Raw genomic sequence first — 13,081 nt, 5'->3', positions numbered from 1 at the left:
ATGATATCAAAACAAAACCTTAAAAAAGTAAGTCCAGTAATTAGTTATTATGGTTCTAAATTCAGACTATTAGATAAAATTTTTAGTTTGTTGGAACTACAAGAAAACGATATCCTTTTAGACTTATTTGGTGGTAGTGGTATTGTTGGAGTTAATGCTAAAGAAATCTTTAATTGTAAAGTAATTATTAATGATTATGATAATGTTTTACTTTTAAATTTAACTTATGCTTTAAAAAATATTTTAAGTTTTGAAGGCAATTTAAAAAACTATACAAAAAAATCATCAGATGTTTTAGAAAAATTAGTAATCACTTTATAACAATCAGTATAGTAAAAATTCATAATAAGGGAGAAAACAATATGAAATTTATAGAAGATAAAGATTTATGATGAATAACTCAATATGCTGAGAATGTTTCTGATGAAGGAGTTTATGAAGTAATTAATTGAAAAATCAAAAACTCAGATGAAGAAGACAGACAAGCTATAGTAGAGCAAATCTTAAATCTTGTTGAAAATATGTCAAATTTAGATGATGAAATAAACAAAAAAATTTATAACAAACTAATGTCAGATAATCTTTTCTCACTATCTAAATTAGAAGATATTAATGAGTTTTTTGATAAATTGGATTATGAAAAAGTTGATGAAGTTGCTAATTACTTTTCATTAGATAATTTTGATGAGTTTTTAGAAGAAGAAGAAATTATATCAGATAGTTCTTTAGAAGAGCTTATTGACACTTCATTAAAAGAGAATGGTTTAGATAGTTATTATATTAATTTAGTTGAACCTTGACGAAATTCTACTGCTGAATATGTGGTTATTAATGACTATGTAAATGGTTTTTCTGATAAATATAGTGATGATGAAGTTAAAAAAGCACATAAAAATCACATTATAAAGCAATTTATTGATGAACTAAAATTAGGTTAAATCACAATTTAAACAAATTATAAATAAATGAAAAAGATAAAACCAATTATTAGTTATTATGGTTCTAAATATAGGATGTTAAAAAATATTTTTAGTGTTTTAGATTCAAATTCATTTGATATATTTTTAGATTTGTTTGCTGGTAGTGGAATTGTTGGAGTTAATGCTAGACATTTATTTAACTGTCAAACTATTATTAATGATTATGATAATGTTCTACCTTTAAATTTAACTTATGCTTTAAAAAATATTTTGAGCTTTGAGGGTAATTTAAAAAACTATACTAAAAAAAGATTAGATTATTTTATTAAAAGATTTGATAATGGTTGAGTTGATAAGCTAAATCAGTATAACAAAATTTTACAAACTATTAATATTACTCATTTTGATTACAAACAATTATTAGAAAATATTATTAATAATAAAAATAAAGTCACTAAATTATATGCTGATCCACCTTATTTTAATAAGACAGGAATGTATAAAAATAGTTTTACTATTCAAGATCACATTGATTTATATAACTTATTATCTGAACTAAAAATTCAAACTAAAATAGTTATTAGCTATAATGATGAACCTTTTATAAAAGAATTATATAAAGATTGAAATATTATTGAAATTAATAAGACTAATGTTTGTGGAATTAATAAAAACTCATCAAAAGTTAAATAGTTATTAATAACAAATATCTAATAAATGAATATAAATAAATTTACTGTTGATGAGTTAAAAAAAGTTTTATCTAAAGATACTAGTTTAGATGATAATTTAGTAAAGAAAATATGTGTCAAGTTAAATAATAGGTTATTTAAATCCGATATAAATCAACATTTGGAAATTATTAAATTAATTAAATACATTTTATATAAATCAAGAAGTTTTGATGAAAACATATGTGATTTTTTACTTGATAAAATTATTTTTTCTTCATATAAATTTGAATTAGAAAAACTAATCAAAATAAAAAAATGTATTTGCTTACTAAAGAAGATTGCTAATAATAAAGATTTAAATCAATTTGCTATTAATAATAATTTATTTACTTATGAACAATATTTAAAAGAAAATGAAACTGAACTTTTAAGAAAATGAAAAGAAGAATTCTTAATTGAATATATAAACTCTTAAAAAAGTATATCTAGGTATACACCTTGATATACCTTACATAACTTAATAACTAGAAAGGGCTAACATATGAAAAAATATAAAAAAATATTAATTCACAACAACAAAGGTGGTGTTGGTAAAACTCTTATCACTTCAAATTTGGCAGTTTATTTAGCAAGTCAAGGTAAAAAAGTATTACTTATTGATTTTGATAGACAACGATCATTAACAAATTTTTTCACTAATTCAAAACAAGAAGAATCATTCAAAATTTTTAACAAAAATGAAACAGTAGATATTATTCCTACAAATGTAGAAAACATTTGAATAATTCCGGGAGATTCAAAAGTTGAACCATTATTACCCTTTATGACTATGGATGCAAGTTTTAGAAAATTTGAAAATCAATATTTTGATGATTTTGATTATATATTCTTTGATTTACATTCAGCATTAACAAATTCAACAACTCTATCTTATAAAAATGCAGATTCAGTTATTTTTATAACAGATACTTCATTAAACTCAGCAAGCATATTGACTGAATTTGTTGAAGATTGACATTCTACTTTATCTGAAAGTGGACTTGATAATAACATAAAAGCAGTTATTTTAAATAGATTTCAACCAACAAAACAACCACTAGAAACACTAGAACTTTTAAAAAGAAAAGTCCCACAATACTTATTAAAAACTGTAATACCAAATCAAGCAAATATTTCAAAATCAATACTACCTGAACAAAAATGAATGTTTGAATCACCAACAACTAAACAATTATTTATAGATTTAGTTAGTGAATTAAAAGAAAGGAAAGCATTATAATGTCTAAAAATTTATTTAGTGAACAATATTCAAATCATGGTCTAAGTTACAAACAATCATCTACAAGAAGAGTTTGTATAACTATTCCTAAAAAGGTAGTTGATTTAGAAATTCAATATGAAAAAAGATTTGGTATGAAACCTAACCGTTCTCAAATGTATGCTAACTTTTTAAAACAACTTTTAGAAAATGTTCCTGGTGATTAGTATAAATAAAAATATAAATGATTATTTATTTTATTCTAAAGAGTGACATAATATGACACTAATTTATTTAAATAACTTGATAGATTATTGAATTATATTATCTTTTTTACAATTTCAGCTATAAATCTAACAATATTTTTCTTATTATTTATCTTTTTTAAAGTTGAGAGAAGAAAAATAAATTTATTATCTAGTTTTAAAAAGAAATCATAACTGAATAACTATATTTAGGTATATCTAGGTATATACCTTGATATACCTTAAACAAAACTAGAAAAAAGTTTAATTAATTAATTTAATTATTAATTTAATAAATAGAAAACCAAACTTATTTTTTATAAAATTGAAAGGAGAAAGGAAAAGTGGATAAAAAATCTAAAACTAACCAAGAAATTGAAAATAATTCTAAAATAAAGCAAAAATCAAAATCTACACCAAACAAGAAACTAAACAAAAAAGCAATTTCTTATATTATGTTAGCTTCACTTTGAGCTGGTGCAGGATTTGGTTGATTTTTATATTATTATAATCATCAAAAATCAGTTCCTGTACTAAGAAAAGGTTATGAAGAACAATACTATAGAGAACTTGAAAAGTGATTAACTCCCCAACAAAGAAAACAACGTGAAGAGTTTTTAAAACAAGCAAAAGAGTATGAAAAACAACTTAAACTTGAAAAAGAAAAACGATTAGAATACGCTTCAAGACATTTAGTTAAGTTTATTAACGACTTTGATTTAGGTGCTATAAATGATAATCAAGACAAAACAATTATTTCAATACTTGAAAATAAATTTGAACAAGTTAAAGGTCAAATTAGAGTTGATGAAACTTTTAAAACAAAAGAATATGCAAGAATTATTCCTATTAAAAACAGCAAATATAACGGTGAAGTTACAGTTAACTTTACAGTTAAAACAAAACTTGATACAGTTATAACAAAACTTCATTTAGACAAGTTTGATAATCCAGATGAACAACAAATCATCACTAAGGTTAATGAACTTAACCAAGGTTTAGAATTAACTAATACTGATGTTGAAGTTGAAATAAAAACTGATGAAAACAAAGCAATTATCAAAGCAAAAGATAGTAGTTCTAAATACCAAGGACAAGTTGAAGTTACATTTAACATTAGACCTACAATTGCTTCAACAATTAATTCAACTAGTTTAGGTGCTTTACTAGATAAAGATAAAAATTCAATTCTTAATGCTATAAATAAAGCAAATGGCATTGAGTTAACCTTAGACCAAGTTGATATTATTGATGTAACCCCAACTAGTGCAATTGTTAAAGCAAAACCAAACAATAACTACCAAGGTGAAGTTACAGTTAACTTTACAGTTAAAACAAAACTAAATACAGTTATAACAAAACTTCATTTAGACAAGTTTGATAATCCAGATGAACAACAAATCATCACTAAGGTTAATGAACTTAACCAAGGTTTAGAATTAACTAATACTGATGTTGAAGTTGAAATAAAAACTGATGAAAACAAAGCAATTATCAAAGCAAAAGATAGTAGTTCTAAATACCAAGGACAAGTTGAAGTTACATTTAACATTAGACCTACAATTGCTTCAACAATTAATTCAACTAGTTTAGGTGCTTTACTAGATAAAGATAAAAATTCAATTCTTAATGCTATAAATAAAGCAAATGGCATTGAGTTAACCTTAGACCAAGTTGATATTATTGATGTAACCCCAACTAGTGCAATTGTTAAAGCAAAACCAAACAATAACTACCAAGGTGAAGTTACAGTTAACTTTACAATTAAAACTAAGCTTGGTGATGTAGCAAAACAACTAAATCTAGGTGCTTTACTAGACAAAAATGAACAATCAATCTTTGAAACATTTAAAAAATTAAACAATAGTGTTAATTTAGAACAAAAAGATGTTGATATTAATGTCCAACATAACAAAGCAACTATCACTGTTAAAAATCAGAATGATAAATACCAAGGTCAAGTTGAAGTTACATTTACAATTAAAACAAAACTAAATACAGTTATAACAAAACTTCATTTAGACAAGTTTGATAATCCAGATGAACAACAAATCATCACTAAGGTTAATGAACTTAACCAAGGTTTAGAATTAACTAATACTGATGTTGAAGTTGAAATAAAAACTGATGAAAACAAAGCAATTATCAAAGCAAAAGATAGTAGTTCTAAATACCAAGGACAAGTTGAAGTTACATTTAACATTAGACCTACAATTGCTTCAACAATTAATTCAACTAGTTTAGGTGCTTTACTAGATAAAGATAAAAATTCAATTCTTAATGCTATAAATAAAGCAAATGGCATTGAGTTAACCTTAGACCAAGTTGATATTATTGATGTAACCCCAACTAGTGCAATTGTTAAAGCAAAACCAAACAATAACTACCAAGGTGAAGTTACGGTTAATTTCACCATTAAAACAAAACTTCAAAACATTATTAGAAATACAAATTTAGGTTATATAAAAGACAATACATCAAGAACCTTACTTGACCTAATCAATTCTAAAAATGATTGATCAATGAATGAAAATCATATAAAACTTAATAATATAACTAATACTTCTGCAACTATAACACCTAAGTCAAATGGTTCAGAAAATAAATATCAAGGACAAGTTATAGTTAACTTCACCATTAAAACTAAACTTCAAGATATTATTAAAAACACAGATTTAGGTTATATAAAAGAAAAAAACTTTAATTCTATCTTAAAAGCAATTAATGAAAAAAATCCTGGAATTAATTTAACTAGCTCTGATATAGCATGAAGATCACTACAAAGAGGTCAACAAGTTGAAATATACCCAGAAACAAATAGCCAGTGAAAACCATCTAACAAATATCAAGGAGAAGTTATAGTTAACTTCACCATTAAAACTAAACTTCAAGATATTATTAAAAACACAGATTTAGGTTATATAAAAGAAAAAAACTTTAATTCTATCTTAAAAGCAATTAATGAAAAAAATCCTGGAATTAATTTAACTAGCTCTGATATAGCATGAAGATTACTACAAAGAGGTCAACAAGTTGAAATATACCCAGAAACAAATAGCCAGTGAAAACCATCTAACAAATACCAAGGACAAGTTATAGTTAACTTCACCATTAAAACTAAACTTCAAGATATTATTAAAAACACAGATTTAGGTTATATAAAAGAAAAAAACTTTAATTCTATCTTAAAAGCAATTAATGAAAAAAATCCTGGAATTAATTTAACTAGCTCTGATATAGCATGAAGATCACTACAAAGAGGTCAACAAGTTGAAATATACCCAGAAACAAATAGCCAGTGAAAACCATCTAACAAATATCAAGGAAAAGTTATAGTTACATTTAATACTAAAGCTCCATGAAAAAGACAACTCCACAAATATGATGGTACAAAAGTTATTGAAATAGGTTGAATAACTCTTGATGATGGTACAGTTCAAATTCCAACTTTTAATAAATGAACAACTGAAGTCCCTGCTTATCTACCACCATTTATAACCAATTTAAGTGGTGCATTTTCACAGCTTAAATCTAGCAGTGTAAAAAATCTTGATAAATGAGACACATCAAATGTAAAAAATATGCGTTATATGTTTATTTATGCAGATAAATTTAATCAAGACATTTCAAACTGAAATACTTCAAATGTAACTAATATGGAGCATATGTTTTATGGAGCAGATGCTTTTAATCAAGATATTTCTAATTGAAATGTTAATAATGTAACTAAATGAAGTCATTTTAATTGAAACTATGGAAATTATTACAGAAAATGACAAATCCCAGAAAAATTTAGATAGTGTTAACCCCATCTTAAATTAGAGAAAAATATAATAAATAATAAATTTTCAAAAAATATATATAATAAAAATGAAAGGATTATATATAATGAAAAAATTATTAACACTACTGACAATTTCAACATTAACATTGTCTGGAATTGTTGCGGGGGGGAGTTATTTACTGACCAATAATCCTAATCAAGTTTTATCAACAAACAATTATCAGCAACAAAAACAAAAAGAGACAAACCCTCAATTAAAAGGACAACTCCACAAATATGATGGTACAAAAGTTATTGAAATAGGTTGAATAACTCTTGATGATGGTACAGTTCAAATTCCAACTTTTAATAAATGAACAACTGAAGTCCCTGCTTATCTACCACCATTTATAACCAATTTAAGTGGTGCATTTTCACAGCTTAAATCTAGCAGTGTAAAAAATCTTGATAAATGAGACACATCAAATGTAAAAAATATGCGTTATATGTTTATTTATGCAGATAAATTTAATCAAGACATTTCAAACTGAAATACTTCAAATGTAACTAATATGGAATTTATGTTTTATGGAGCAGATGCTTTTAATCAAGATATTTCTAATTGAAATGTTAATAATGTAACTAAATGAAGTCATTTTAATTGAAACTATGGAAATTATTACAGAAAATGACAAATCCCAGAAAAATTTAGATAGTGTTAACCCCATCTTAAATTAGAGAAAAATATAATAAATAATAAATTTTCAAAAAATATATATAATAAAAATGAAAGGATTATATATAATGAAAAAATTATTAACACTACTGACAATTTCAACATTAACATTGTCTGGAATTGTTGCGGGGGGGAGTTATTTACTGACCAATAATCCTAATCAAGTTTTATCAACAAACAATTATCAGCAACAAAAACAAAAAGAGACAAACCCTCAATTAAAAGGACAACTCCACAAATATGATGGTACAAAAGTTATTGAAATAGGTTGAATAACTCTTGATGATGGTACAGTTCAAATTCCAACTTTTAATAAATGAACAACTGAAGTCCCTGCTTATCTACCACCATTTATAACCAATTTAAGTGGTGCATTTTCACAGCTTAAATCTAGCAGTGTAAAAAATCTTGATAAATGAGACACATCAAATGTAAAAAATATGCGTTATATGTTTATTTATGCAGATAAATTTAATCAAGACATTTCAAACTGAAATACTTCAAATGTAACTAATATGGAATTTATGTTTTATGGAGCAGATGCTTTTAATCAAGATATTTCTAATTGAAATGTTAATAATGTAACTAAATGAAGTCATTTTAATTGAAACTATGGAAATTATTATCGTCCTCACCAAATCCCACCTAAGTTTAGAAATTATAATCCAAACAATACAAAAACACTATCAATTGCTTTAGGAATTGTTGGTGGTGTTGTAGGTATAAGTGTATTAGCTTCTACAATTTATCTATATAAACGTAAAAAAATTAATCAATAATATTAATTGAACACCTAATTAAAAGTTAGGTGTTTTTTTTTAATTATCATTTTGTTTATACTTTAAAAACTAATTTTACAAGGTATTTTACTATGAGTTGATGTAAACCACCTGCCATATCAATAAACCTCCTTATTTTGATTATTAAACCCCTTAAAACACATTTTAATAATTAGAAACTAAAAGTATCTTACTCTACTCATTTTGCTAAATATAAAAAAGTCTAAATAACTAAATTAAATTCCTTTTATTCTAAAGTACTTTATTATAACTAAATATATACCTTGATATACCTTGTGATTAAAGTTGTTATTTTATGTATTTAGAATAAGTGAAAACTTATATTCAAATATTATAATTAGTCAAAAATAGTACAAATAGGTGATGTTAATGAAATATAGCTTAGAATTTAAACACAAGGTATTTAATGAATTTAAATTTAAATCATTAAAAGAATTATCTAGTATTTACAATATAAACTACAACACACTTAAATATTGAAAATATCAAACACAAAAAATATTATTAAAGAAAATTAATCATCAAGCAAAAGTTTTATTTAAACACCAACAGAATTTGAATGGTTTATTAAAAATAAAAGAGATTTGACAAAAACATAACAAAAAAAGCATTTCTGTTTTTCACCAAATATATCAAATTCAAAAAGAATTTGATATTCCAATAAATAAAATATTAAACACTATTAGTGTTTCAAAGAGTTTATATTACAAAAGATTAAAACAAGTTGAAGTAAATATAAATAAACCTAGTAAATTAGAACAATTAATTATTAAAATATTTGTTAATAATCATAATTTAATAGGTTATAGAAAAATAAAACAAAAACTTTTTGAATTATATAACCTAGTTGTTAATCATAAAGTTATTTTAAAAATAATGAGAAAGTGAAACCTAGTAGTTGGTTGGTTGAAAAACAAATCAAAAACACCACATCATAAATCAGGTAAAAATAAATTTAATATACCAGATTTAGTTAATCGTAATTTTAATCAATTTAAACAACAAGGACAAGTAGTTTATACAGATGTTACATATATAACTTTAAATAAGCAAAAATACTATCTTTCTACTACTATTGATGGTTTTTCAAAAGAAATTATAGATTATAGAATAAGTAATAAAAATGACACTCATTTAGTTGTTAAAAACCTAAAACACACAATTAAAAAATATCAACAATTAAATATTGATATATCAGGTTTAATCATTCACTCAGATCATGCATTAGTTTATGAATCAAAACAGTTTAGAAAACTTTGTTTAAAATACAACATTAGACAATCAATGGGGGTTAATTATTCTTGTTTAGATAATGCTGTAATTGAGAGTTTTCATGGACAACTTAAAAAGGGAACAATTCACTCAAATAAAAAGTTTTATAAATCAATATTTGATTATTTAAAAAATATTGATATTTGGTGTAAGTGATATAACAAGTCTAAGAACTCAAGCATTAAGTTAAACAAAAGAAAATTACTAATCTGTTAATATTTTTAAATATCTTATATGAACTTTAATAGTTATAGGTTTAATAAAATTTTAATAAATTAAAAATTATAAAATCTAAAAAAGTGCTTATAAAATAAGAGCATAGTTTTTGTTTTGCAAAATTTTTAATTTTTTTTTGAATTTGGGCTTCTAATTTTTTAAAAAATATGTTAAATTAAAGATAACTAATCAATATTTAATTGATATTTTACTTGTTTTCGCTTAAGGTAGCGGTTCATATCAATATACTATCAAATATTATAAAAAAAGAAAATAACAAAATTATATGCTTATTAATAAAAAGAAGTGTTACAAAAATTTATAACACTTTTATTAACCTATTTTAACTTTAGTTGTTTCATCATCGTGAGGTTTTTTCTTTTTCTTTTTTTTGGTTTGTTTTTCTTGTTCTTTAATATCATCCATTCTAGCAACAAGTTGTAATAAAACATCTTTTGCTATAACTAAATGTTTTAGTTTTTCTGGATCGTTTATTTTTTCAACCATATTATTAAAATTTTGATGAATTTGTTCAACAGTAATTGATGCAATATCAATATCATTTTGTAACTCTTTAATTAGTTGAGTAATAGCTAGTTGGTCATTTTCAGGACTAACTATCATCTCTGCTCTTCTTTCTAATTCTAAAACTAAACCTAACATTACATCTCTTTGGATTCTTAAACGTTTTAGTTTTTGTTTATCGTCTTTAAATTTTTCTTCTAGTTCATCAAAGCGTTTATTAATTGCTTTATTATTAATATCACTAGTTTCTAATCCAGTTTCTAATAGAATTTCTTCTATATCTTTATCTGTAACTTCAATACGTTCTTCACGTTTTTCTTCATCTTCAACAACTTTTAAAATAACATTTGATAAGTTTTCAACAACATCATTTGCAATATTAATTTTCATTTTATTAAATAAATCAGTTGCTTGTTCAACATAAATAGCTAATGGATTATTTTGAGCATATTGTTGTAAATAAATTCCACTTTTTAATTTACCGGCAATATCTAGATGTTTAGTTCAATATTTATCAAAAGCATCTAAAATTATCTTTCTTTCCATACCAATAACAACATCTTCAGGTATATCTGAAATTCTTGCTTTATATAGTTGCATCATAGCTTCAGCAATTTCAACAGCAAGATCCATTTTTTCTTTATTGTTAAAATCATCAATTCTAAATTTATTTTTAGGAACTAAAACACCATCAATTACTTCTAATAATTCTTTTTTATTAATAGTTTTTTCACCATGAACTAAAGTTGAGTGTTTTTCAATTAATTCATAAGCTGCAGTAATTTGCATTTTTTCAATAACAATACTTAAATCATTTGCTTCTAAAATATCATCTCTTTGAGCATAAATAATTTCACGTTGTTGAGCTAGAATATTATCATAATCTAATACATTTTTACGTTGATCAAAATTCATTCCCTCAAGTTTTTTTTGAGCATTTGTAACAGCTCTTGTAAACATTTTAGATTTAATATAATCATCACCTAAAGCTTTAAAGCGTTGTCTTGTTTTTGGTGCTGTAAATCTCATCATTAGATCGTCATCCATAGAAATATAAAATCTTGATAATCCTGGATCACCTTGTCTTCCAGATCTACCCCTTAACTGATTATCAATTCTTCTAGCTTCATTTCTTTCAACACCAAATACACGTAATCCACCAAGTTCAGATACACCTTTTGCAAGTTTAATATCAGTTCCTCTTCCAGCCATATTAGTAGCTAAAGTAATTGCTCCAATTTCTCCAGCTTTTGCAACAATTTCAGCTTCTCTATCATGGTTCTTAGCATTAATAGTTTCAAATTTTAAATTAGCTTTTTTTAAATATCTTGCAATTTGTTCACTTGATTCAACACTAGTAGTTCCAATTAGAATTGGTGCACCTTTTTGATGAGTTTCTTTAACATCTTCAACTAGTTTTTTTAAAGCAGCATTTTTAGATCCAAATGTTAGATCTGGTTCATCTTTTCTAATTACTGGCTTGTTAGTTGGGGTTTGAATAACTCTTGTATTATAAATTTTAATAAATTCTTCTTCTTCAGTTTTTGCAGTTCCAGTCATTCCAGCAATTTTTGAATACAATCTATAAAAATTTTGATAAGTAATTGTTGCTAAAGTTACAGTCTCTTCTTCAATATCAACATTTTCTTTTGCTTGTAAAGCTTGCTGTAGTCCATCTGAATAACTTCTTCCATGCATTATACGACCAGTAAATTGATCAATTAATAAAATTTCATTATCTCTAACTGTATATTCAACACCTTCTTTAAATGCAAATTGAGCCTTTAAAGCGTTCATAATTAAGTGAAAAATCTCAGTATTTTCAATAGCAAATAAGTTTTTTAAAGAAAAGAATTCATTAGCTTTTTTCATTCCTTGTTCATTTAAATAAACTTGTTTTGATTCTAAATCAATGTCTAAATCATCATGTTCTTTTAAACTTAAAGCAAAATTATTAGCAGCCTTATATAAATTAATTCTTGTTGATGTTCCTCCAGAAATAATTAAAGGAGTTCTTGCTTCATCTATTAAAACTGAATCAGCTTCATCTATAATACAATAATTTAATTTTCTTTGTACTTTTAAACTATAATCACTAACCATATTATCTCTTAGATAATCAAATCCAAGTTCAGCATTAGTTGTATAAGTAATATCTTTACTATAAGCTTCTCTTTTTTCTGCTTTTGATAGTGATGATCCATTTAATCCAACACTAATTCCTAATAGATCAAAAACTTTACCATTAATTTCACTATCTCTTCTTGATAAATATTCATTAACTGTAACAATGTGAACACCTTTTTGAGTTAAAGCATTTAAATAAGCAGGAAAGATTCCTGTTAAAGTTTTACCTTCACCAGTTCTCATTTCAGCAATATCACCAGAATTTAAAATAATTCCACCAATTAATTGCACTTTATAAGCATTTAAACCTAAAACTCTTCTAGCTGCTTCTCTAGCTACTGCATAAACTTCAATTAAAATATCATCTAATGATTTTCCATTTTCTAACATTTGTTTAAATTCTTGTGTTTTTAATAAAAAATCTTCATCTTTTAATTGGCGCATTTGCGGTTCTAAAGCGATGATTCTATCAGCAATTTTTCCAAATTTTTTTAACAGTCTTCTATCAGAAACCATTAGATCCTCCCAAGAAAATAAGATTGTAG

11 protein-coding genes are annotated in these 13,081 nt (G+C 24.5%); 10 read left to right on the top strand and 1 reads right to left on the bottom strand.

Annotated elements, in window-relative coordinates:
- The 10 genes from V2P32_RS00385 (at position 1) to V2P32_RS00340 (ending at position 9,884) form a co-directional block, all read left to right on the top strand.
- Positions 1 to 321, top strand: coding sequence for a DNA adenine methylase (locus tag V2P32_RS00385; RefSeq protein WP_434343647.1), 321 nt, complete (start codon positions 1 to 3; stop codon positions 319 to 321).
- 41 nt (positions 322 to 362) lie between these two features.
- Positions 363 to 938, top strand: a complete 576-nt coding sequence (locus tag V2P32_RS00380) for an Mbov_0392 family ICE element protein (RefSeq protein ID WP_434343646.1) — start codon at positions 363 to 365, stop codon at positions 936 to 938.
- A 27-nt stretch (positions 939 to 965) separates the two neighbouring features.
- Positions 966 to 1,613 (top strand): DNA adenine methylase, encoded by a 648-nt coding sequence (locus V2P32_RS00375; protein WP_434343645.1) that lies wholly within the window; start codon positions 966 to 968, stop codon positions 1,611 to 1,613.
- 24 nt (positions 1,614 to 1,637) lie between these two features.
- Positions 1,638 to 2,069: a hypothetical protein gene (locus V2P32_RS00370; RefSeq protein ID WP_011387074.1), complete on the top strand. Its 432-nt coding sequence runs from the start codon at positions 1,638 to 1,640 to the stop codon at positions 2,067 to 2,069.
- 66 nt (positions 2,070 to 2,135) lie between these two features.
- Positions 2,136 to 2,873 (top strand): ParA family protein, encoded by a 738-nt coding sequence (locus tag V2P32_RS00365; protein ID WP_011387075.1) that lies wholly within the window; start codon positions 2,136 to 2,138, stop codon positions 2,871 to 2,873.
- On the top strand, positions 2,873 to 3,079 hold the full coding sequence (locus tag V2P32_RS00360; protein WP_041159695.1) for a hypothetical protein: 207 nt from the start codon (positions 2,873 to 2,875) through the stop codon (positions 3,077 to 3,079). The genes V2P32_RS00365 and V2P32_RS00360 overlap by 1 nt, the downstream gene beginning before the upstream one ends.
- 362 nt (positions 3,080 to 3,441) lie before the next feature.
- Positions 3,442 to 6,897 carry a BspA family leucine-rich repeat surface protein gene (locus V2P32_RS00355; protein WP_434343644.1) on the top strand — a complete coding sequence of 1,152 codons (3,456 nt, stop codon included), beginning with the start codon at positions 3,442 to 3,444 and terminating at the stop codon, positions 6,895 to 6,897.
- An 88-nt stretch (positions 6,898 to 6,985) separates the two neighbouring features.
- Entirely contained in the window at positions 6,986 to 7,576 is a 591-nt protein-coding gene (locus V2P32_RS00350; RefSeq protein WP_434343643.1) for a BspA family leucine-rich repeat surface protein, read from the top strand.
- Between the two features lie 88 nt (positions 7,577 to 7,664).
- Positions 7,665 to 8,375 (top strand): BspA family leucine-rich repeat surface protein, encoded by a 711-nt coding sequence (locus tag V2P32_RS00345; protein ID WP_434343642.1) that lies wholly within the window; start codon positions 7,665 to 7,667, stop codon positions 8,373 to 8,375.
- A gap of 390 nt (positions 8,376 to 8,765) precedes the next feature.
- Positions 8,766 to 9,884, top strand: coding sequence for an IS3 family transposase (locus tag V2P32_RS00340; protein WP_041594337.1), 1,119 nt, complete (start codon positions 8,766 to 8,768; stop codon positions 9,882 to 9,884).
- Between the two features lie 333 nt (positions 9,885 to 10,217).
- Here the strand turns inward: V2P32_RS00340 and secA are convergent, their stop codons facing one another.
- Positions 10,218 to 13,052, bottom strand: a complete 2,835-nt coding sequence (gene secA / locus V2P32_RS00335) for a preprotein translocase subunit SecA (protein WP_011386947.1) — start codon at positions 13,050 to 13,052, stop codon at positions 10,218 to 10,220.
- Positions 13,053 to 13,081: the final 29 nt, after the last annotated feature.

Source organism: Mycoplasma sp. 06067-C1-B144P-99-0482-3 (assembly GCF_051053925.1).
GTDB classification, from domain to species: Bacteria; Bacillota_I; Bacilli_A; order Mycoplasmatales; family Mycoplasmataceae; genus Mycoplasma; species Mycoplasma leachii.
Note: the sequence above shows the minus strand (reverse complement) of the source record. Positions and strands in the feature narration are given on the sequence as shown.